Annotated in this window: 16 protein-coding genes, 1 pseudogene and 1 riboswitch; of the genes and pseudogenes, 10 read left to right on the plus strand and 7 right to left on the minus strand. The window is 71.2% G+C overall.

What is annotated here, in order from left to right:
- Positions 1–6: 6 nt before the first annotated feature.
- The gene (locus QQY24_RS16240; protein WP_301973404.1) at positions 7–384 is read right to left on the minus strand and encodes a phage holin family protein; all 378 of its coding nucleotides are present in this window, start codon (positions 382–384) and stop codon (positions 7–9) included.
- 60 nt (positions 385–444) lie between these two features.
- Between QQY24_RS16240 and QQY24_RS16245 the strand changes: the two genes are divergently transcribed.
- From QQY24_RS16245 to QQY24_RS16260, 4 genes are all read left to right on the plus strand, one after another.
- Positions 445–762: a cupin domain-containing protein gene (locus QQY24_RS16245; protein ID WP_301973405.1), complete on the plus strand. Its 318-nt coding sequence runs from the start codon at positions 445–447 to the stop codon at positions 760–762.
- A 165-nt stretch (positions 763–927) separates the two neighbouring features.
- Positions 928–1,140, plus strand: a complete 213-nt coding sequence (locus tag QQY24_RS16250; protein ID WP_301973406.1) for a DUF5326 family protein — start codon at positions 928–930, stop codon at positions 1,138–1,140.
- A 313-nt stretch (positions 1,141–1,453) separates the two neighbouring features.
- Positions 1,454–2,197 (plus strand): IclR family transcriptional regulator, encoded by a 744-nt coding sequence (locus QQY24_RS16255; RefSeq protein WP_301973407.1) that lies wholly within the window; start codon positions 1,454–1,456, stop codon positions 2,195–2,197.
- A gap of 98 nt (positions 2,198–2,295) precedes the next feature.
- The gene (locus tag QQY24_RS16260) at positions 2,296–2,733 is read left to right on the plus strand and encodes an SsgA family sporulation/cell division regulator (protein ID WP_301973408.1); all 438 of its coding nucleotides are present in this window, start codon (positions 2,296–2,298) and stop codon (positions 2,731–2,733) included.
- Between the two features lie 125 nt (positions 2,734–2,858).
- Here the strand turns inward: QQY24_RS16260 and QQY24_RS16265 are convergent, their stop codons facing one another.
- Entirely contained in the window at positions 2,859–4,277 is a 1,419-nt protein-coding gene (locus QQY24_RS16265) for a YibE/F family protein (RefSeq protein WP_301973409.1), read from the minus strand.
- A 71-nt stretch (positions 4,278–4,348) separates the two neighbouring features.
- Positions 4,349–4,519: riboswitch (TPP riboswitch) on the plus strand.
- On the opposite strand from QQY24_RS16265, the gene thiC reads away from it, so the two are divergent.
- Positions 4,512–6,356, plus strand: a complete 1,845-nt coding sequence (gene thiC, locus QQY24_RS16270) for a phosphomethylpyrimidine synthase ThiC (RefSeq protein WP_301973410.1) — start codon at positions 4,512–4,514, stop codon at positions 6,354–6,356. (Overlaps the previous riboswitch by 8 nt.)
- A gap of 143 nt (positions 6,357–6,499) precedes the next feature.
- Here thiC and QQY24_RS16275 read toward each other — a convergent pair whose 3' ends face one another.
- The 3 genes and pseudogenes from QQY24_RS16275 to QQY24_RS16285 form a co-directional block, all read right to left on the minus strand.
- Positions 6,500–7,360, minus strand: coding sequence for a hypothetical protein (locus QQY24_RS16275; protein WP_301973411.1), 861 nt, complete (start codon positions 7,358–7,360; stop codon positions 6,500–6,502).
- A gap of 192 nt (positions 7,361–7,552) precedes the next feature.
- Positions 7,553–8,646: pseudogene (locus tag QQY24_RS16280) on the minus strand (metallophosphoesterase).
- A gap of 661 nt (positions 8,647–9,307) precedes the next feature.
- Positions 9,308–10,420 (minus strand): LacI family DNA-binding transcriptional regulator, encoded by a 1,113-nt coding sequence (locus tag QQY24_RS16285; RefSeq protein WP_301973412.1) that lies wholly within the window; start codon positions 10,418–10,420, stop codon positions 9,308–9,310.
- A 430-nt stretch (positions 10,421–10,850) separates the two neighbouring features.
- Here QQY24_RS16285 and hisC point away from each other — a divergent pair, with 430 nt between their 5' ends.
- The 4 genes from hisC (at position 10,851) to cydD (ending at position 18,588) form a co-directional block, all read left to right on the plus strand.
- Positions 10,851–11,930, plus strand: coding sequence for a histidinol-phosphate transaminase (gene hisC / locus QQY24_RS16290; protein ID WP_301973413.1), 1,080 nt, complete (start codon positions 10,851–10,853; stop codon positions 11,928–11,930).
- Positions 11,931–12,400: 470 nt separating this feature from the next.
- On the plus strand, positions 12,401–13,909 hold the full coding sequence (locus tag QQY24_RS16295; RefSeq protein ID WP_301973414.1) for a cytochrome ubiquinol oxidase subunit I: 1,509 nt from the start codon (positions 12,401–12,403) through the stop codon (positions 13,907–13,909).
- 15 nt (positions 13,910–13,924) lie between these two features.
- Positions 13,925–14,944 carry a cytochrome d ubiquinol oxidase subunit II gene (gene cydB, locus QQY24_RS16300; RefSeq protein ID WP_301973415.1) on the plus strand — a complete coding sequence of 340 codons (1,020 nt, stop codon included), beginning with the start codon at positions 13,925–13,927 and terminating at the stop codon, positions 14,942–14,944.
- An 80-nt stretch (positions 14,945–15,024) separates the two neighbouring features.
- Positions 15,025–18,588 carry a thiol reductant ABC exporter subunit CydD gene (gene cydD / locus QQY24_RS16305; RefSeq protein ID WP_301973416.1) on the plus strand — a complete coding sequence of 1,188 codons (3,564 nt, stop codon included), beginning with the start codon at positions 15,025–15,027 and terminating at the stop codon, positions 18,586–18,588.
- A 48-nt stretch (positions 18,589–18,636) separates the two neighbouring features.
- Here cydD and QQY24_RS16310 read toward each other — a convergent pair whose 3' ends face one another.
- The gene (locus tag QQY24_RS16310; RefSeq protein WP_301973417.1) at positions 18,637–19,539 is read right to left on the minus strand and encodes an HAD hydrolase family protein; all 903 of its coding nucleotides are present in this window, start codon (positions 19,537–19,539) and stop codon (positions 18,637–18,639) included.
- A 168-nt stretch (positions 19,540–19,707) separates the two neighbouring features.
- Between QQY24_RS16310 and QQY24_RS16315 the strand changes: the two genes are divergently transcribed.
- On the plus strand, positions 19,708–20,619 hold the full coding sequence (locus QQY24_RS16315; protein ID WP_301973418.1) for an LLM class flavin-dependent oxidoreductase: 912 nt from the start codon (positions 19,708–19,710) through the stop codon (positions 20,617–20,619).
- Positions 20,620–20,766: 147 nt separating this feature from the next.
- Here the strand turns inward: QQY24_RS16315 and QQY24_RS16320 are convergent, their stop codons facing one another.
- On the minus strand, positions 20,767–21,315 hold the full coding sequence (locus QQY24_RS16320) for an RNA 2'-phosphotransferase (RefSeq protein WP_301973419.1): 549 nt from the start codon (positions 21,313–21,315) through the stop codon (positions 20,767–20,769).
- Positions 21,316–21,380 lie beyond the last annotated feature (65 nt).

The following is a 21,380-nucleotide window of genomic DNA, read 5'->3' on the forward strand; positions in this document are numbered from 1 at the left end:
GCCGGCTCAGTCCTCGTCGGGCAGGACGACGTGCAGCACCCAGGAGACGATGGAAATGATCAGACCGCCGGCCACGGCCGTCCAGAAGCCCTCCACGTGAAAACTCAGGTCGAACTTGCCGCACACCCAGGAGGTCAGCAGCAGCATCAGCGCGTTGACGACCAGGGTGATCAGCCCGAGGGTCAGGATGAACAGCGGGAGGGTGAGCACCTTCAGAACCGGCTTGACCAGGAAGTTCACCAGGCCGAAGATCAGCGCGACGACGATCAGCGTACCGACCTCCTTGCCCGTGCTGTCACCGGTCAAAGTGATCCCGTCGAGCAGCCACACGGCGACCGCCAGTGCGCCGGCGTTGGCGATCGTCTTGACTACGAAATTCTTCATGTGTCTGATCGTGGCAGACCAGGGCGGCGGTGAGCAGTGAGGCAAGGGCGGGCGACGGCGATGAAGGCATTCCGGCTGGACGAACTGGAGGCGGAGCGGGCCGCGAACGACGGGGCCTATCTCCAGTTCCTGCGGGAGCGGAACATGTCGGTCGGCCTGTACGCCCTCGACGCGGGCGGGCATGACCCGCAGAAGCCGCACGACCAGGACGAGGTGTACTTCGTCGTCAGCGGCCGGGCGTCGATCACGGTCGGTCTGGAGACCACTCAGGTGGCGCGGGGCAGCGTCGTGTACGTGCCGGCCGGAGTCGCCCACAAGTTCCACCACATCAGCGAAGACCTGCGGGTCCTGGTCGTGTTCTCTCCCCCCGAGGCCTGAGCCCCGGCCTCGGGGTTCCCTAGGGGGCGGGTCAGGGGAGGACGGGGGACACGGCGCCCCCGCGGGACCTCTGACGGTCCTAGCATCGAGGCAGACACCGAGAACGGCGTCCACGACAGCACGGAGCAGGACCGCGGACGCCGCCGAGAGCAAAGGACGAGGGCTATGCGAGCGATCTTCGCTGGGCTGCCGTGGTGGGTGAAGTGGGTCGCGGTGCCGGTCATCGCCCTGGTCGTGTTCGGCGGCCTGATAGCGACCGTGGTCGGTTTCGTGATCGCCCTGCTCTTCAAGGTGCTGGTCTTCGTCGCCCTGGTCGGCGGACTGATCTACATCGTGCGGAAGTTCATGTCCAACTCCTGGTCGCGCAGCGACTGGTGAGGGAGGCGGGAGCCGGCGAACGGTAACGGACGGCGCCGGTTCCCCCGGGGGAGGGAAGTTTCCCCGGCAGGCCGTCTGCACGCGGTGGCGGGCCGTTAGAGTCCGAATCCCACGCGGGGCCCGGGACCCCGCGGGCGGCGCACCCCCACCCGCGTGTCTCCTCGCACGGGCCGCCCCACCTCGCTCCGGGAGTGACCCCTTGGCCACGGTCGACACCGCACCGGCAGAATCCCACGCACCCCCCACGCCGCCGCGCTCCTGCGCACCTCCCGCGCAGCGGCCGCCGGCCGCGGCCGTCCCCGGACCGCACGCCATGACCCTCATCGGATCGGTGCAGCGCGCGATGCGCCTGCTGGAGACCGTCGCCGCGTACGAGTACGGCGCCCCGGCCAAACAACTCGCCCGGGTCACCGGCCTGGCGCTGCCCACCACCTACCACCTGTTGCGCACGCTCGTGCACGAGGGCTACCTGCGCCGCGAGAAGGGACTGTTCTTCCTCGGTGACGCGGCCGAACGGCTGAGCAGCGGCGGAGCGCGGCAGAAGCGGCGCAGCACGGTGGCCGACACCCTCGCGCACTGGCGCGATCTCATCGGTGCGCCGGTGTACTACGCGATGTACCGGGACGGCGAGATCGAGGTCCGGTGCGTCTCCGACTCGCGGGAGACTCCCGCGGCCGAGGAGTGGGCCGACTTCCGCGAGACGGGGCACGCCCACGCGATCGGGCAGTGCCTGCTCTCCCAATTGGACGAGGACGCGCGGCGCGACCATCTCGCCCGCTACCCGGTGCGGTCCCTCACGCCGTACACCGTGCGGGACAACCACGCTCTGCTGCAGCGACTGGCCAGGATGCCCCGCATGGAGCCGGTGGTGGAGCGCCAGGAGTACGCACTGGGGACGGTCTGCGCAGCCGTTCCGATCACCGTCGGCACCACGGCGGCCACGATGGCGCTCTCCCTCCCCGCCCATCACGCCGACCGGCTGCTGCCCGCGGCCCGGCGGCTGCAGGCCGGGATCGGCCGGCAACTGGGCGCGCTGACGCTCTCTATCAGCATTTGAAAACTCACTCCTTGTGATCTGGTGTATACGTTCAGCTAGATTGAACTCGGTCACAGGGATCAATCCCGGCCAGTCGACGTCATACGACGGGGTAGGCGATGCGTGAGTCCGTACAGGCAGAGGTCATGATGAGCTTTCTCGTGTCCGAGGAGCTCTCCTTCCGCATCCCCGTGGAGTTGTGCTATGAGGCCTCCGATCCCTATGCCGTGCGGCTGACCTTCCACCTGCCCGGTGATGCCCCGGTGACCTGGGCGTTCGGTCGCGAGTTGCTGGTCGACGGGGTCGGTCGTCCGTGCGGAGAGGGAGACGTGCACATCGCCCCCGCCGACGCGGAGGTGCTGGGCGAGGTGCTGATCCGGCTCCAGGTCGGCAGCGACCAGGCGTTGTTCCGCTCCTCGGCTCCGCCGCTCGTGGCATTCCTCGACCGCACGGACAAACTCGTACCGCTCGGTCAGGAGGGGGCGCTGGCGGACTTCGACGCCCACCTCGACGAGGCTCTGGACCGCATCCTGGCCGAGGAGCAGAACGCCGGCTGAAGGTTACGGCAGCGGTGCCCGGGCGCTCCGGCGCACCGTGTGGAACCTGTGCAGGAACGCTCCTGTAGAGGTTCCCGGCGCACGGCTCCGAAAGGACCCTGGCTCCGAAAGGGCCCTGGCCCCGGTCACCGCTTCCGGCGCCGGCCCCTGCCCCCGCGTGCCGGAGCGGGCTGCGCCCCGGCGGCCGCGGGCGGTCCGGGACGGTCGGCCGCCACCACCAGCGCGGCGAGTGCGGTGGTCACCGGTACCGAGGCGACCAGACCGATCGAACCCACCAGCGTGCGCACGATCTCCTCCGCCACCAGCTCGCTGTTGGCCACCGTCCCCACGCTGCTCTGCGCGATCGAGAAGAGCAGCAGCAGCGGGAGCGCCGCACCGGCATAGGCGAGCACGAGGGTGTTGACCACGGACGCGATGTGGTCACGGCCGATCCGGATGCCCGCCCGGTACAGTCCGCGCCAGCCCATCGCCGGATTGGCCTCGTGCAACTCCCAGACCGCTGAGGTCTGGGTCACCGTCACGTCGTCCAGGACGCCCAGTGAACCGATGATGACGCCGGCCAGCAGCAGGCCGCTCATGTCGATCGACGGGTACAGCCCGTGGATCAGACCGGTGTTGTCGTCCGTGTTGCCGGTGAGCGCGGCCCAGCCGATGAACTCCGAGCCGAGGATGCCGATCAGCAGCAGGGAGACCAGCGTGCCGAGCACAGCGACCGACGTGCGCGCCGACAGGCCGTGGCACATGTAGAGCGCGATGAGCATGATCGCGCTCGATCCGACGACGGCCACGAGCAAGGGGTTCGACCCCTGCAGTATGGCCGGCAGGATGAAGAGGGTCAGCACCAGGAAGCTGACGGCCAGTGCGACCAGCGCCATGACGCCACGGATGCGGCCCACCACCACGACCGCGAGCGCGAAGATGCCGGCGAGCAGCACCATGGGGAACTTCCGGTTCACGTCGGTGACCGAGTACTGCAGGTCCTTCGGCGCCGAGGGCTCGTAGGCGACCACGACCTTCTCACCCTGGTGCATCTGCCGTGTCTGATCGGGTTGCACGATCTCGGTGAACTCACGGCCCCGGTCCTCTCCGGTGTCGACCCGGACCGTCGCCTTCTTGCAGGTGCCGTCCGCCTCCGCCACCGCGGAGGTGCCCTCGGCGGTGGCGGTGTCACCGGTCGGAGTACCGCTTGAGGCGTTGACCGATTTGCAGCTCACCGCGACGACCTGGGTGACCGTGGCCTGCTGCGTCTGGCGGTCGAAGCCGACACCGGACCGCTTGTGGGACGGGGCTCCGCCCGGCCAGAGCACCAGCAGCCCCACCACGACGGCCGCCGTGAACGGAATCAGGATCGCTGCGATGACCTTGCGCAGGTGTTGGGAGACCGGAGCGGCGGGTCCATGGGCATGACTGTGCGAATGGCCCGGCCCGGCGCCGCTCTCCTGACCGCCGTGTCCGTGGTCGTGACCGTGTCCGCCGTCCTGTCCGGAGCCGCCCTGGCGGGGCGGCTCGGAGGGCGGGTACGGGTACTGCTCCATCGTGGTCACCGACCGATCATCGCAAGAACGACAGGGGCCCTCTGTTCACCGCGCCAGCAATGACGCTAGCGTGGGGGCACCTTTGCACACGCGGGAGCTCGGAGCACCGGGCTGAGAGGGCGCTGACCTCCGTATTGCAATGTTTCACGTGGAACTGGATTCCGCGGAACATCGGCAGACGGAAACCGCTGCGTCGACCGCCGAACCTGTTACCGGGTAATGCCGGCGTAGGGAGTAGGTCTCATGACCAACAAGGACGCACACACGCCTGTCTCCACTCAGGACACGGTGAACGGATCGGTGAACGGATCGGCGAACGGGGCGGTGGCCGGCTCGCCGGACGCTTCCTCGAAGGGGGAGGTCGGGAGGTCCATCGGCTGGCACAAGGCGTATGTCGAGGGTTCGCGCCCCGACATGCGCGTGCCGGTTCGTCAGGTGCACCTCACCAACGGTCAGTCGGTCACCCTGTACGACACATCCGGCCCGTACACCGATCCACACGTCGACACCGATGTCCGCAGGGGCCTGTCGCCGTTGCGGGAGAACTGGATCATCGCCCGCGGCGACACCGAGGAGTACGCGGGCCGTCCCGTCCGTCCCGAGGACGACGGCATCAAGCACACCTCGCCGCGCGGTGGCCTGCGCAATCTGGACGCCGTGTTCCCCGGACGCCCGCGCCAGCCCCGGCGCGGGTGCGACGGCCGCGCGGTCACACAGCTCGCGTACGCGCGCCGGGGCGAGGTCACGCCCGAGATGGAGTACGTGGCCATCCGCGAGAACGTCGCTCCCGAGGTGGTGCGCGAGGAGATCGCGGCGGGCCGCGCGGTGCTGCCGGCCAACGTCAACCACCCGGAGATCGAGCCGATGATCATCGGTAAGCGGTTCCTGGTGAAGGTCAACGCCAACATCGGCAACTCCGCGGTCACCTCCTCCATCGAGGAGGAGGTCGAGAAGATGACCTGGGCGACCCGCTGGGGCGCCGACACGGTCATGGACCTCTCCACCGGCCGCAACATCCACACCACCCGCGAGTGGGTGCTGCGCAACTCCCCCGTCCCCATCGGCACGGTGCCGCTCTACCAGGCGCTGGAGAAGGTCGACGGCAAGGCCGAGGAACTGACCTGGGACATCTACAAGGACACGGTCATCGAGCAGGCCGAGCAGGGCGTGGACTACATGACCGTCCATGCGGGCGTACGCCTGGCGTATGTGCCGCTCACCGCCAACCGCAAGACCGGCATCGTCTCGCGCGGTGGTTCGATCATGGCCGCGTGGTGCCTGGCGCACCACAAGGAGTCGTTCCTGTACGAGAACTTCGAGGAACTCTGCGAGATCCTCGCCGCCTACGACGTCACGTACTCGCTGGGCGACGGCCTGCGGCCCGGCTCCATCGCGGACGCCAACGACGAGGCGCAGTTCGCCGAATTGCGCACCCTCGGGGAACTCAACCGGATCGCCAGGCGTTTTCACGTACAGACGATGATCGAGGGCCCCGGTCACGTCCCGATGCACAAGATCAAGGAGAACATCGACCTTCAGCAGGAGATCTGTGATGAAGCTCCGTTCTATACGCTCGGCCCGCTGACCACCGACATCGCCCCGGCCTACGACCACATCACCTCCGGCATCGGTGCGGCGATGATCGCCTGGTGGGGCACGGCGATGCTCTGTTACGTCACGCCCAAGGAGCACCTGGGCCTGCCCAACCGGGACGACGTCAAGACCGGTGTCATCACCTACAAGATCGCCGCTCACGCAGCCGACCTGGCCAAGGGGCACCCGGGTGCGCAGGAGTGGGACGACGCGCTGTCCGACGCCCGGTTCGAGTTCCGGTGGGAGGACCAGTTCAACCTCGCCCTGGACCCGGACACGGCCAGGGAGTTCCATGACGAGACGCTGCCGGCCGAGCCCGCCAAGACGGCCCACTTCTGCTCCATGTGCGGGCCGAAGTTCTGCTCGATGAAGATCTCGCAGGACATCCGGCGCGAACACGGCGGCAGCCGGGTGGAGATCGAGGAGGGCATGGCGCAGAAGTCGAAGGAGTTCGCGGCCGCGGGCAACCGGGTCTATCTGCCGATCACCGAGTGAGACGCGTGCCGCCCCCCGCCGCGCAACTGCGGTCGGCCGGGGTGGCGCCGCACGGCTGGTCCGGGCTCGTGACACCCCTTGACGGGGCGCAAGTCGCGGGCAGGCCGCAGTGACCGCGCAGCCGTGGTCCGGCGGGCGGCGGGCTATTCCGGCTGGTGCTCCGGGCCGCCGAAGTCGGGGCTCGTGTAGTCCGGCCCGGTGAAGCTCGGGCGGGAGGCCGAGCCCTTCTCGGGGCTGCTGAAGCCGGGGCGGCCGTAGCCCAGGCGGGGCATCCGGCCGGTTGGTGCGGAAGGGCCCGTGCGGTGCGGGGCGTCCGCACCGGGCTGGGCGAGTGCGTCCTGCAGGAACGGCAGGATGCCCCGCTCCAGCAGGGCCTCCCGCCAGGCCTCCCTCGCCCTGGCCACCTCGTGGCTCGCCTGGTCGTGGTCCACGGCCTCGGCCGAGGCTCCGTTGCGCAGGGCGGTGAGCAGCAGCCCGGCACCGGCCACGAGGATCGCGACCGCGGCCACGGCGCCGAAGACCCATCCGGCGGTGAGCAGGGTCCGGGCGAAGGCCTGGTGGGGCTCCAGCGCCTTCAGGAGGTAACCGACGAGCAGGAAGATCACGGCTGCGGTGCCGGCGAGGACGGGGGCCAGGACCGCCATGACGGCCAGGGCACCGGCGCCGGTGGCCCCGGCGGGTCCGCCGAGGGCGGTGACGGGGTCCGGCGTCCCCGGGCCCGTCTGCGTGGGGGCGGGGGCGTGGGCGGTGGAGGAGACGGAAGGGGCCGGACGGCGCAGTTGTCCGCGGACCTCGACGTAGTGCTGGTACTCGGTCGCCGCGGCCGCCGTGATCAGCTCGGTGGCGCCGAGCGCCATGGCGCGTAGTTGCCCGGGACTGAGCCGCCGCCCGACAGCGGCCAGTTCGGGCCGGTGCGGTGCGGAGCGCAGCGCCTCGTCGAGGAGCCGCTCGAGTTCCCGGCGGTCCTCGCTCAGCAGATGCTGCGGAACACTGTTCATGTGCATCCCCCGGTGCGCCGTGGGGCTGGGGCTCGCCCGACGGCGAGCCGTCGGGCAGGAACGGAGGGGAACCTGCCACGGACAAGCCGATGGTAGAGCCGTGACGGCGCACGGTGACAGGGGATTGCGTGAATTGCATATCGGCCACCGACCGGGCCGGTACGGCCCGGTCGGTGGCCGGTACGGACCGGTGAACGTTCAGTCGTCCAGTGGAAGTTGCTGGACCAGCAGTTTCCCGGCCATGGTCACGCCGCCGTCCATGGCGATGGCGAGCCCGTCGGCGTAGACGTGCGGGCCTTCGACGACGGGTCCGGCGCTTTCCTCGCCTTCCTCGGAACCGACTTCGCCGAGCAGGTAGGGAATGGGGCTGTGGCCGTGAACGACACGGGCGCCGCCGTACGTATCGAGGAGGGAGCGAACGGCGTCGGCGCCGCCCTCGTCGCGGAAGGAGAAGCGCTTGGTGAACTTGCGGAACAGATCCCAGACCTCGTCCGCGTCATTGCGGGTCAGGGCTTCGCGGACGGTGTCGTTGACCGCCTCGATCGAGTCGCCGTAGTCGAGGTAGGCGGTGGTGTCGGAGTGGAGGAGCAGGTAGCCGTCGACCTCCTCGACGGCGTCGAGACGGGCCATCCACTGCAGGTGGTGGTCCTGGAGGCGGTCCATGTCCGCCTTCTGGCCGCCGTTGAGCAACCAGGCCGCCTGGAAGGTGGCGGTGCCCGCGCCGGAGTTGACGGGGGTGTCGCCGAACCGCTTGGCACCGAGGAGCAGCAGTTCGTGGTTGCCCATGAGGGCCTTGCAGTAGCCGCCGGCCGCGGCGGCCTCGGCGGACAGCCGCATCACCAGGTCGATGACGCCGATGCCGTCCGGGCCGCGGTCGGTGAAGTCGCCGAGGAACCACAGCCGGCTGGTGCCCGCGCACCACTGGCCCGCGGCGTCGATCAGCCCTTTGTCCCGCAGGGCGGTCATCAGTTCGTCGAGGTAACCGTGGACGTCACCGACGACGTACAGCGGGCCGGGGCCCGTGGCGGGCTGCGCGGCCGGGGGGCGGGGACCGGTTCGACGGGGACCTGGAGCGTGTCACCGCGGTTGATGACGGGCAGGTCGCGCTGGGTGGGGGTGTAGCCGTCGGGGTAGGCCTCGTCCACGGGCGGGACGGTGTCGCCGGGGTGGGTGCTGTGGACGTACGGACCGGTCTCGTGGACGTACGCGGGCACCCGGAAGTCGCGCAGCGTCGCCGTCCGCTCCACCTCGGGTCCCTGACCGGCCCCCTGAGTCATCGACCCCTCCACCATCGCGCCGCATCTGCACCGCTTCGGACTGCCTGGTCGCAGCGGCCCGCGGTGTCGTGGGGCCCATCATAGGAACGCTCGTCGCGCCGTGTGATGACCCAGGGGTGGTGAATCGGAGCGAGACTCCAGTTCACCGTGGCTTTCGCCCTGTTTGGGCAGTGCTTCGACCGACTGTCCGTCACCCGTCGACTGTACGGGGGGTGGTGCGCCGACCGGTTCCGGGGTGCCCGGAACCGCGCGTGGCGGCGGCCACGTGTCGGGCGGTGGGGACACCGGGCCTGCGGACCGCGCCGGGTGGCCGGCGGGTGACCGGCGGTCCCGGGCCACTGCGGGCGGGTCGCAACACCCTGCCCGGACGGGCCGGGCCGGGCAGGGCCGCGGCACTCCGCCGGACGGCTCGGACCGTGTCCGGTGGGCCGCACCGAGCCGGTATCCGTGCACCCGCCGGGCACCGCGGTACCGGTGGACGCCGTCCGCACGGGCCGACCGGTTCCCCGTGGTCCCCTCCGCGCCGGGGCGAGAGGGTCCCGGGACTTCGGCGTGCGACTCCCGCAGCGCCCTGCACGGGGGCGTCCGGCCGTCCGGGCCCGGTCCGCTCGGACGCCCCGGCCACCTGTGCGGGGCCCGGTCATCCGTGCGGCCCGGGCCGCTCAGGCGGCCCGGCCTATCCCCGCTCCGGTGCGCGGGGTGGGCTGACCGTCGTGCGGGGCGGACGTCGCTGGGACGAGGTGCGCACGATCAGTTCGGTCGGTATCACCTGCTCGACCGGTCGGTCCGAGTCCACGCCCTCGATGGCGTCGATCAGTAACTGGACCACCGCGGTGCCGATGCGGCGGGGCTTCAGGGAGAGCGTGGTGATGGGCGGCTCGGTGCTGGCGTACACCGTGGACTCGCTGCAGCACACCAGCAGCAGGTCGTCCGGCACGCGCAGACCGTAGCGGCGGGCGGCGGCGAGCAGGTCGGTGCCGTTGGGGTCGAACAGGCCGTAGACGGCGTCCGGGCGGTCGGGGCGGGCGAGCAGCCGGTCGGCGGCGACGGCGCCCGCGCAGGGATCGTGCGCGGGGTAGGCCTCGTAAACCGGTTCCTGGCCCACGCGTTCGCACCAGCGCAGGTAGGCGGTGGTCGACAGGTGGGTGTACGTGTCCGTCGTCGTGCCCGTGAGCAGGCCGATCCGGCGGGCGCCCGCGTCGGCGAGGTGGTCGAGGATGTCGAGGACGGCGGCCTCGTGGTCGTTGTCGACCCAGGCGGTGACCGGGAGCGCGCCGGCCGGGCGTCCGTCGGAGACGACGGGGAGGCCCTGCCGGACGAGTTCGCTCACCACCGGGTCCTGGTCCGAGGGGTCGATGACGACCGTGCCGTCCAGGGCGACGTTGGACCACACGTCGTGGCGGGAGGTCGCGGGCAGGATGACCAGGGCGTAGCCGCGGGCGAGCGCGGCGGAGGTGGCGGCCCGGGCCATCTCGGCGAAGTAGGCGAACTCCGTGAAGGTGAAAGGTTCATCCCCGTACGTCGTCACGGTCAGGCCGATCAGCCCCGACTTGCCGGTACGGAGGGTGCGGGCAGCGGCCGAGGGGCGGTACCCCAGCCGGTCGGCGACCTCGCGGACGTGGCGCCGGGTGGCGTCCGGGAGCCGGCCCTTGCCGTTGAGGGCGTCGGAGACGGTCGTGATGGAGACCCCGGCGGCGGCGGCCACGTCCCTGATGCCCGCCCGGCCCGGCCGGCTGCCTCGACGTGAGGTTTCCGCGCGGCTCACCTGGTGCTTCCCTGCTGCTGTCATGGCGAGCCGATAGTAGGGCTCATGCGGTGGGGTGGTGCGGACGCATACGCACGCATTGACAGGTACGTTTCTGCAAGGCTGTCTGGGGTCAACTACCTTAGAAATAAAGGTAATTGATCGTTTCAGTGGCAAGAAATAGCGTGTCGACGCGCGTCGGCCTGCCAAGTGTCCGATGTTTCGAAGAGGTCTCAACTCACCTGCACGAGGGACGCGCGCCACGGCGTGAATCACCGGCGCGTAGATATATGTAGGGAGCGCCCCCGGATACGTACGCCTTCGTGCGGTGATGCCCGTGATGCCCCGGCGAAGGGGCGGGGTTCCACTTCCGCCGCTCCGCACCTGTTCGCACGGGAGCCCAATCCTCATAAGGTGTGGAGTATTGGATGCTGGCGGTGTCGACGGGCCGCCGGTGGTCGCGAGGAGGACTGCGGTGAGCGAGATGAACCCGAAGCTGCGCGCCGAGCTGGAGGGTATCCCCACCTACAAGCCGGGCAGGGCCGCCGCGGCCGGCGGACCGGTCGCCTACAAGCTGTCCTCCAACGAGAACCCCTATCCGCCGCTGCCGGGGGTACTGGAGAGCGTCACCGCGGCCGCCTGCGAGTTCAACCGCTACCCGGACATGGCCTGCACCGGGCTCATGACCGAGCTGTCCGAGCGCTTCGGCGTCCCGCTCGCCCACCTGGCGACCGGGACCGGTTCGGTGGGTGTCGCCCAGCAGCTGATCCAGGCCACCAGCGGGCCCGGCGACGAGGTGATCTACGCCTGGCGGTCCTTCGAGGCGTATCCGATCATCACGCAGATCAGTGGCGCCCGGCCGGTTCAGGTGCCGCTCACGCCGGGCGAGGTGCACGACCTGGACGCGATGGCGGACGCGATCACCGACCGGACGCGGTTGATCTTCGTCTGCAATCCCAACAACCCGACCGGCACAGTGGTGCGACGGGCGGAGCTGGAACGATTCCTCGACCGGGTGCCCGGCGACGTGCTGGTGGTGCTGGACGAGGCCTACCGAGAGTTCATCCGCGACCCCGAGGTGCCCGACGGCGTCGAGCTGTACCGGGAGCGGCCGAACGTGTGTGTCCTGCGCACGTTCTCCAAGGCCTATGGGCTGGCCGGGCTGCGCGTCGGGTTCGCGATCGCCCATGAGCCGGTGGCGGCGGCGCTGCGCAAGACGGCGGTGCCGTTCGGGGTGAGCCAGCTCGCGCAGGAAGCGGCGATCGCCTCATTGCGGGCCGAGGACGAGTTGCTGGGCCGGGTCGGCTCCCTGGTGTGCGAGCGCACGCGTGTGGTCGATGCTCTGCGCGCCCAGGGCTGGACGGTGCCCGAGACCCAGGCCAACTTCGTGTGGCTGCGGCTGGGGGAGCGCACGGTCGCGTTCGCGTCGGCCTGTGAGGAGCACGGTGTCGTCGTCCGGCCGTTCGCGGGTGAGGGCGTGCGGGTGACGGTCGGGGAGACCGAGGCGAACGACATCTTCCTGAAGGCGGCGGAGGAGTTCCGCAAGGAGCTGTAGCACTGCTCGTTCTTCGGTTTTCCGGGTGCGGGGCCGCCGTGGCGCGCGGTCTTCTGACCGCCGGCGTCCCCGTCCGCGTGTCTCGGGCCGGAAGGCCACCGTGCCCGGCCCCCCGTCCGCCTGGCGCCCGTTTCACGTGAAACGGGACACATCTGTGCCGAGCGGTCCTCCTCGCGCCGGACGTGCGCGAGGAGGCTGGCGGCAGCGTTTCCGTCAGCGCCGACCCTGTAGCCAGGGGATTTGCGGCTGCGTCGTATGCAGCCCCACCACGTGGTGAGAGCGCCGTCGAGATCTTGACGCGGAGACCCAGGAGCTTCTGCCCGCCCCCCCGTTCCAGTACCGAAAAGTCGTGCGCCATAATAGCTTGTGAATGTGAACGCGTTCACAAGCGCGTCCCGATTGTCGTGCTTGGGTGTGACGAACGGGAGCAAAACGCCGCTGTACCACGGCGAAGTGAGGAGAGTGACGACGTGGACCTGGCTCTGGCGCCGGAGACACTGGCGCGCTGGCAGTTCGGCATCACCACCGTCTACCACTTCCTGTTCGTCCCGTTGACGATCTCCCTGGCCGCCCTCACGGCCGGGCTGCAGACCGCCTGGGTGCGCACGGAGAAGGAGAAGTACCTCAAGGCGACGAAGTTCTGGGGCAAGCTGTTCCTGATCAACATCGCGATGGGGGTGGTCACCGGCATCGTGCAGGAGTTCCAGTTCGGCATGAACTGGTCGGACTACTCGCGCTTCGTCGGTGACGTCTTCGGTGCCCCGCTCGCCTTCGAGGCACTGATCGCGTTCTTCTTCGAGTCGACCTTCATCGGCCTGTGGATCTTCGGCTGGGACAAGCTGCCCAAGAAGATCCACCTGGGCTGCATGTGGATGGTCTCGATCGGCACGGTGCTGTCGGCCTACTTCATCCTCGCGGCGAACTCCTGGATGCAGCACCCCGTCGGCTACACGATCGACAAGGCGAGGGGGCGCGCCGAGATGACGGACTTCTGGGCCGTGCTGACCCAGAACACCGCGCTCACCCAGGCCTTCCACACCCTCTCCGCGGCCTTCCTGACCGGTGGTGCCTTCATGGTGGGCATCTCCGCCTACCACCTGGCGCGCAAGAAGCACATCCGCGCGATGAAGACCTCGTTGCGGCTCGGCCTGGTCACCGTCGTCGTCGCCGGCTTGCTCACCTCGATCAGCGGTGACGTGCTCGGCAAGGTCATGTTCAAGCAACAGCCGATGAAGATGGCGGCCGCCGAAGCCCTGTGGAACGGCCAGGAGCCGGCGCCGTTCTCGATCTTCGCCTACGGCGACGTGGAGAAGGGCCACAACAGCGTGGCCGTGGAGATCCCCGGTCTGTTGTCCTTCCTGGCCGACGACAACTTCAACTCCTACGTTCCCGGCATCAACGACGTCAACAAGGCCGAGCAGCAGAGGTTCGGGCCCGGTGACTACCGGCCCAACATCCCGGTCGCCTTCTGGGGCTTCCGCTGGATGATCGGCTTCGGCATGGCCTCCTTCGCCCTCGGCATTGTTGGGCTCTGGCTGACCCGCAGGAAGTTCCTGCTGCCGCAGCACCTGCGCGTCGGTGACGACGAAGTACCGCACCTGGTCCTGTTCAAGAGCAAGGCGCTCGGCCCGAAGTTCACCTCCTGGTACTGGCGCATCGCGGTGTGGACCCTGGCCTTCCCGTTGATCGCCAACTCCTGGGGCTGGATCTTCACCGAGACGGGCCGCCAGCCGTGGGCCGTCTACGGCGTCCTGCAGACCCGGAACGCGGTCTCCCCCGGCGTCTCCCAGGGCGAGGTCCTCACCTCGATGCTCGTCTTCACCGCGCTGTACGCCGTCCTCGCCGTCGTCGAGGTCAAGCTGCTCGCGAAGTACGTCAAGGCCGGCCCGCCCGAGCTGACCGAGGCCGACCTCAACCCGCCCGCGAAGATCGGCGGCGACATCCGTGACGCCGACAAGCCAATGGCCTTCTCCTACTAGGCCGAGGGAACAGTCATGGAACTGCACGACGTCTGGTTCGTCCTCATCGCCGTCCTGTGGACCGGCTACTTCTTCCTGGAGGGCTTCGACTTCGGGGTCGGCATCCTCACCAAGCTGCTGGCCCGGAACCGGCCCGAGCGGCGGGTACTGATCAACACCATCGGGCCCGTCTGGGACGGCAACGAGGTGTGGCTGCTCACGGCGGGCGGCGCGACCTTCGCCGCCTTCCCCGAGTGGTACGCCACCCTCTTCTCCGGCTTCTACCTGCCCCTGCTGACCATCCTGGTCTGCCTGATCCTGCGCGGTGTGGCCTTCGAGTACCGGGCGAAGCGGCCCGAGGAGAACTGGCAGCGCAACTGGGAGACGACGATCTTCTGGACCTCGCTGATCCCGGCGTTCCTGTGGGGCGTGGCGTTCGGGAACATCGTCCGGGGCGTCAAGATCGACCAGCACTTCACCTACGTCGGCGGCCTCGGGGACCTGTTGAACCCCTACGCGCTGCTGGGCGGGCTGGTGACGCTCACTCTGTTCACCTTCCACGGTGCGGTGTTCACGGCACTCAAGACGATGGGGGACATCCGGTCGCGCGCGCGGAGGCTGGCGCAGCGGGTCGGCATCGTCACCGCGGCCCTGGCCCTCCTCTTCCTGCTGTGGACGCAGATCGACACGGGTGACGGCAAGAGCATGGTGGCCCTGGTCGCGGCGGTCGCCGCCCTGGTGCTCGCACTGGTGGCCAACCGCACGGGACGTGAGGGGTGGGCGTTCGCCCTCTCGGGCGTCACCATCGTGGCGGCCGTCGCCATGCTGTTCCTGTCGCTCTTCCCCGACGTCATGCCGTCGACGCTGAACCGCGACTGGAGTCTGACGGTCACCAACGCCTCGTCGACGCCGTACACCTTGAAGATCATGACGTGGTGCGCGGCGATCGCCACACCCCTCGTCCTGCTCTACCAGGGCTGGACCTACTGGGTGTTCCGCAAGCGGATCGGTACGCAGCACATCGCTTCCGACGCTGCCGCCGGCACCGCGCACTGAGTCCCACGACGAGGGTGTCGCACGATGAACCACGACGTTTCACGTGAAACACCCTCCTCGGACCGAAGGGCGTGTTTCACGTGAAACCAATCGACCCCCGTCTCCTCCGCTACGCCCGGGCCACCCGTCTCTTCCTGGCGGCCGTCGTCGTCCTGGGCGCGATCGGCGCAGGACTGGTCATCGCCCAGGCGATGCTCATCGCCGACGTGGTGGTCGGCGCCTTCCAGCACGGCCGGTCGGCCGGTGGCCTGGCCACCCCCCTGCTGTTGCTGGCGGCCGTCGGGACGGGCCGTGCGCTGGTCTCCTGGCTCACCGAACTCGCGGCCCACCGGGCCGGCGCGGCGGTGAAGTCCGAACTGCGCGGACGGCTCCTGGACCGGGCGGCGGCGCTCGGCCCGGGCTGGCTGAGCGGCCAGCGGACCGGTTCGCTGGTCACCCTGGCCACGCGGGGAGTGGACGCCCTCGACGACTACTTCTCCCGCTACCTCCCGCAGCTGGGGCTCGCGGTGGTCGTTCCGGTCGCGGTGCTGGCGCGGATCGTCACCGAGGACTGGGTGTCGGCCGCGATCATCGTCGCCACCCTGCCGCTGATCCCGCTCTTCATGGTGTTGATCGGCTGGGCCACCCAGTCCCGGATGGACCGCCAGTGGCGGTTGCTGTCCCGGCTGTCCGGCCACTTCCTGGACGTGGTCACCGGTCTGCCCACACTGAAGGTGTTCGGCCGGGCCAAGGCGCAGGCCGACTCCATCCGTCGCATCACCGGCGAATACCGCCAGGCCACGCTGCGCACCCTGCGGATCGCGTTCCTCTCCTCCTTCGCGCTGGAGCTGCTCGCCACGCTGTCGGTCGCCCTGGTCGCGGTGACGATCGGCATGCGGCTGGTGCGCGGGGACATGGACCTGTACACCGGCCTGGTCATCCTGGTCCTGGCGCCCGAGGCCTACCTGCCACTGCGCCAGGTGGGCGCCCAGTTCCACGCCGCCGCGGAGGGTCTCGCCGCGGCCGAGGAAGTCTTCACCGTCCTGGAGACGCCGCTCCCGGCGTCCGGGACCGGCGCGGTGCCCGCTGGCGCCCTCTCCTTCGACGGTGTGACGGTGCGTTACCCCGGCCGCTCGGCGGATGCGGTGACCGAGGTGTCCTTCACCGTCCAACCCGGTGAGGCGGTCGCGCTGGTCGGGCCGAGTGGCGCGGGCAAGTCCACGCTGCTCGGCGTGCTGCTGGGCTTCGTCCGGCCCACCGGGGGCCGCGTGCGGGTCGGGGGAGCCGATCTCGCCGGCATCGACCTGGAGCAGTGGCGCTCGCACATCGCCTGGGTGCCGCAGCACCCGCACCTGTTCGCCGGGACCGTCGCCGAGAACGTACGGCTGGCCCGGCCCGACGCCGACGACACCGCCGTACGCCGGGCGTTGCGGGACGCGGGGGCGCTGGAGTTCGTGGACGCGCTGCCCGGGGGAGCCGACACGGTGCTCGGGGAGGACGGGGCGGGGTTGTCCGCCGGTCAGCGACAGAGGCTCGCCCTCGCCCGGGCCTTCCTCGCCGACCGTCCCGTACTGCTGCTGGACGAGCCGACGGCCGCACTGGACGGAGCGACGGAGGCCGACATCGTGGCGGCGGTGCGGCGGTTGGCCGTGGGGCGCACGGTGCTGCTGGTCGTGCACCGGCCGGCCCTGCTGGAGGCGGCGGACCGCGTGGTGCGGCTGGACCTCCCGCAGGCGTCCGGCTCCCCCGCGTCCCCTGTCCGGGTGTCCGCCCCCCGGGCGCCCGCCCCCACGGTCACCGTCCCCTCCGCCGTGCTTCCCGAGGCATCCGCCGTGTCCGGGCCCGCCCTCCCCCGCCCCGCGCAGGCTCACGAACCGGCCGGAGCCGGGGGCGGAGCCGGGGATGCGGCACCTCCGCGGCGGGTCCTCGACCGGGTGCGGTCGCTGGCCGGCCCCCGGCGCGGGCGGCTTCTGCTCGCGTCACTGCTCGGGAGCCTGGCGCTCGGCAGTGCCGTCGGACTGATGGCCACCTCGGGCTGGCTGATCTCCCGTGCCTCCCAGCAGCCGCCGGTGCTCTACCTGATGGTGGCCGTGACGGCGACCCGTGCCTTCGGGATCGGGCGGGCCGTCTTCCGGTACGCCGAGCGGCTGGTGTCGCACGACGCCGTGCTGCGGATGCTGGCCGACACCCGGGTCGCCGTCTACCGGCGGCTGGAACGGCTGGCGCCCGCGGGGCTGCGGGCGACCCGGCGCGGCGACCTGCTCACCCGGCTCGTCGCCGACGTGGACGCGCTCCAGGACTACTGGCTGCGCTGGCTGCTGCCGGTCTGCGTGGCGGTGGCCGTCTCGGCCGCGTCGGTCGCCTTCACGGCCTGGCTGCTGCCCGCGGCGGGGGCCGCGCTCGGCGCGGGGCTCCTCCTGGCCGGTGCCGGTGTTCCCCTGATCACGTCGGCTGCGGCCCGGCGCGCGGAGCGGCGGCTGGCGCCCGCCCGCGGACTGCTCGCGACCCGCGTGACCGATCTGCTCACCGGGACCGCCGAGCTGACCGTCGCCGGTGCACTGCCGGCACGTGCGGGTGCGGCCCGGCAGGCCGACCGCACGCTCACCCGGATCGCCTCGCGCGCGGCCACCGCCACCGCGCTCGGTGACGGACTCACCGCGCTGGTCTCCGGACTGACCGTCACGGCCTGCGCGTTCCTGGGCGCGCAGGCCGTGGCCGGGGGACGGCTCGGCGGAGTGGCGACGGCCGTGGTCGTGCTCATCCCGCTGGCCGCGTTCGAAGCCGTACTCGGGCTGCCGCTCGCCGTGCGCTACCGGCAGCGGGTGCGGCGGAGCGCGGAGCGCGTGTACGAGGTGCTGGACGCCCCGGAGCCGGTGCGCGAGCCGCAGCGGTCCCGGCGGGCCCCCGCGTCCCCCTTCCCGGTCGTGGTCAAGGGCCTGCACGCCCGGTACGAGGGGCAGCACCGGGACGCCCTCGCCGGGCTGGACCTGACCCTGGCGCAGGGGCGCCGGATCGCCGTGGTGGGCCCGTCCGGGTCGGGGAAGACCACCCTCGCCCACGCCCTGCTGCGGTTCCTCGACCTGCGGGCGGGCTCGTACACGCTCGGCGGGGTGGACGCCCGCGCGCTGGCCGGGGACGACGTGCGACGGCTCGTCGGCCTGTGCGCGCAGGACGCCCACCTGTTCGACAGCAGCGTGCGCGAGAACCTGCTGCTGGCCAGGAGGGACGCCACCGAGGCCGAGCTGCGCGGCGCACTGGCCCGGGCCCGGCTGCTGGACTGGGTGGACGGCCTGCCGGACGGACTGGACACGCTGGTCGGCGAGCACGGCGCGCGGTTGTCCGGCGGGCAGCGGCAGCGGCTGGCGCTGGCCCGCGCGCTGCTCGCCGACTTTCCCGTCCTCGTGCTGGACGAGCCCGCCGAGCACCTGGACCTGCCGACGGCGGACGCGCTCACCGCCGACCTGCTGGCCGCCACCCGGGGCCGTACGACGCTGCTGATCACCCACCGGCTGGCGGGGCTCGACGCCGTGGACGAGGTGGTCGTGCTCGACGCCGGCCGAGTGGTGCAGCGGGGCCCGTACGCGGAGCTGGCCGTCGCCGACGGGCCGCTGCGGGCGATGGTGCGCCGCGAGACGCGGACGCAGTCGCTCGTGGGGTCACGGTGAGGGCCGGTCACGTCGCGGACGCGGCCCGCCGCGCGGGGCGGTGCCGGGCTACCGGCCCGGTTCCGCGCGCTCGGCGAGCATCCGCTCGATGACGACCGCCACGCCGTCGTCGTTGTTGGCGGCGGTACGGCCCGAGGCGGCGGCCAGGACGTCCGGGTGGGCGTTGCCCATCGCGTAGGAGCGGCCGGCCCAGGTCAGCATCTCCACGTCGTTGGGCATGTCCCCGAAGGCGACGACCTCCTCGTGCGAGATGCCGCGTTCGGCGCAGCACAGGGCGAGCGTGCTGGCCTTGGAGACGCCGGGACCGCTGATCTCCAGCAGGGCGCTGGGGCTGGAGCGGGTGACGGTGGCACGGTCGCCGATCGCGAGGCGGGCGAGGGTGAGGAAGGCGTCGGGATCGAGGTCGGGGTGGTAGGCGAGGATCTTGAGCACCGGCTGGCCGGCCTCCGGGCCGTCGGGTGCGAGGAGCTCCTCGGCGGGCAGGAGGGTGTCCGGCGTCTCCATGTGCAGCTTGGGGTAGGCCGGCTCCTGGTGGAAGCCGTAGGTCTGCTCGACGGCGAACACCGAGCCGGGTGCGGCCCGGCGCAGCAGCCGCACGGCGTCCAGGGCGTTGCCCCGGGCCAGCTCGCGGACCTTGACGAAGCGGTGCGAGCCGGGGCTGCCGTGCAGGTCGACCACGGCGGCGCCGTTGCCGCAGATCGCCAGGCCGTGGCCGTGGACGTGGTCGCTGACCACGTTCATCCAGCGGGCCGGGCGGCCGGTGACGAAGAAGACCTCGATGCCCGCTTCCTCGGCGGCGGCCAGCGCGGCGACCGTCCGCGGGGAGACCGACTTGTCGTCGCGCAGCAGTGTGCCGTCGAGGTCGGTGGCGATCAGCCGCGGCGGCAGGGGAGCTGCGGTCCGGGGCCCGGGCTGTCGAGTCGCTGAGGTCACCGGCCCATTCTCGCGCATGCGCCCGCACGGCCGTGCGGGCGCCCGCACACCTGGTGCGCGGCACCCGGTACGGGGATGCCCGCCGGGGGCGCGGAGGACAGGCCCCGGGGCCGGCTTCCGGTGGATCCGCCGGCACGGTGCGCGGCGCGCCCCGGGCCCGGCGGGTGCCGCCGTAGGCTCTGGGGCATGAACATGCGCCTGAGCACCGTGATCCTTCCCCACCGCCGCTGGCACGAGGGCGGCCGCGCGGCCTGGCAGCGGGCCGAGGAACTCGGCTTCCACGGCGCGTACACCTACGACCACCTGTCCTGGCGGACCTTCCGCGACGGGCCGTGGTTCGGTGCCGTCCCCACCCTGACCGCGGCGGCGGCCTTCACCGGACGCATCCGTCTGGGGACCCTCGTCACGTCGCCCAACTTCCGGCACCCGGTGACCCTGGCCAAGGAGCTGATCTCCCTGGACGACGTCTCCGGCGGCCGGGTCACGCTGGGTGTCGGCGCGGGCGGCACCGGCTTCGACGCCACGGTGCTGGGGCAGGAGCCCTGGTCGCCGCGGGAGCGCGCCGACCGGTTCGCCGAGTTCGTCCCGCTGCTCGACCGGTTGCTGACCGGGGACGGCACGGACGGGGTGTCGTACGCGGGTGACTTCTACTCGGCGCACGAGGCGCGCAACATCCCCGGCTGCGTCCAGCGCCCCCGGCTGCCCTTCGCCGTGGCCGCCACCGGGCCGCGCGGGCTGCGGCTCGCCGCACGGTACGGGCAGGCGTGGGTGACCACGGGTGACCCCAAGTTGTTCGAGAACGGCACCCCGGAGCAGTCGGTCGAGGCGCTGCGCGGGCAGATCGGGAGGCTGTCCGAGGCGTGCGCGGCGGTCGGCCGGGACGTGGCCGGGATGGACAAGGTCCTGCTCACCGGCTTCACCCCGGACCGCGGCCGTCCCCTGGAGTCCCTGGACGCCTTCGTCGACTTCGCCGGCCGGCACCGGGAGCTCGGCTTCACCGAGATCGTCGTCCACTGGCCCGTCCCGGACTCGGACTTCGCCGCGGACGAGAGCGTCTTCGAGCGCATCGCCACCGAGGCGGTCAAACAACTGGGCTGACGGCCCCTGGCTCCCGCCCCCCGGCTCCCCGTCCCGGGGCCGCCCCAGCCCCGGGCCCGTCCCCGGCACAACCCTCCTCGGGCGCCGGCGTCCCCGCCCACAGGTGCTCCACCGCCTGCGCCGGGCCGGATCGGCCGGTGCCCGGTGTCAGTGCGGGCCGGGGAACCGCAGGTAGCCGGGTGGCACGGCCCGGGTCAGCCACACCCCGTTGGCGCTGACGTGGAAGACGTGGCCGTCGCGGTGCATCGCGCCGGCGTCCACGGCGAGGACGACGGGGCGGCCGCGGCGGGCGCCGACCCGTGTCGCGGTGGCGCGGTCGGCGGACAGGTGGACGTCGTGCCGGTCCATGGGCCGCAGGCCCGTCGCGCGGATCGCGTCCAGGCGGTGGGCGACGGTGCCGTGGTAGAGGTACGGCGGCGGGGTCGCCGGGGGCAGGCCGAGGTCGACCTCCACGCTGTGGCCCTGGCTGGCACGGATCCTGGTGCCCTCCACGGCGAAGCGCCGCTTGTCGTCGACGGCCACCACGTGGCCGAGTTCCTCCCGCGTGAAGGGGAAGCCGTGCGCGACGGCCGCGGTGATCAGGGCGTCGATCTCGGCCCAGCCGCCCCCGTCGAGGGTGAGGCCGATGCGGTCCGGCTGGTGGCGCAGGTGCTTCGAGAGGTACTTCGACACCTTCACGGTGCGTCCTTCGTCCATTCCCCCAGCCTGCGGGAGAGACGCCGATCACGCAGTTCTTTTCCGCTCCGAGGTTTGATCCACAG

Source organism: Streptomyces sp. TG1A-8, from assembly GCF_030499535.1.
GTDB lineage: Bacteria > Actinomycetota > Actinomycetes > Streptomycetales > Streptomycetaceae > Streptomyces.

Bases quoted from the DNA above. Each gene is read 5' to 3' on its own strand.
- cydB (WP_301973415.1), top strand. From the start codon at position 13,925: ATGGAACTGCACGACGTCTGGTTCGTCCTCATCGCCGTCCTGTGGACC.
- QQY24_RS16320 (WP_301973419.1), bottom strand. From the start codon at position 21,315: ATGGACGAAGGACGCACCGTGAAGGTGTCGAAGTACCTCTCGAAGCAC.
- QQY24_RS16250 (WP_301973406.1), top strand. From the start codon at position 928: ATGCGAGCGATCTTCGCTGGGCTGCCGTGGTGGGTGAAGTGGGTCGCG.
- QQY24_RS16255 (WP_301973407.1), top strand. From the start codon at position 1,454: ATGACCCTCATCGGATCGGTGCAGCGCGCGATGCGCCTGCTGGAGACC.
- thiC (WP_301973410.1), top strand. From the start codon at position 4,512: ATGACCAACAAGGACGCACACACGCCTGTCTCCACTCAGGACACGGTG.
- QQY24_RS16245 (WP_301973405.1), top strand. From the start codon at position 445: ATGAAGGCATTCCGGCTGGACGAACTGGAGGCGGAGCGGGCCGCGAAC.
- QQY24_RS16315 (WP_301973418.1), top strand. From the start codon at position 19,708: ATGAACATGCGCCTGAGCACCGTGATCCTTCCCCACCGCCGCTGGCAC.
- QQY24_RS16285 (WP_301973412.1), bottom strand. From the start codon at position 10,420: ATGACAGCAGCAGGGAAGCACCAGGTGAGCCGCGCGGAAACCTCACGT.
- QQY24_RS16260 (WP_301973408.1), top strand. From the start codon at position 2,296: ATGCGTGAGTCCGTACAGGCAGAGGTCATGATGAGCTTTCTCGTGTCC.
- QQY24_RS16310 (WP_301973417.1), bottom strand. From the start codon at position 19,539: ATGCGCGAGAATGGGCCGGTGACCTCAGCGACTCGACAGCCCGGGCCC.
- QQY24_RS16240 (WP_301973404.1), bottom strand. From the start codon at position 384: ATGAAGAATTTCGTAGTCAAGACGATCGCCAACGCCGGCGCACTGGCG.
- QQY24_RS16275 (WP_301973411.1), bottom strand. From the start codon at position 7,360: ATGCACATGAACAGTGTTCCGCAGCATCTGCTGAGCGAGGACCGCCGG.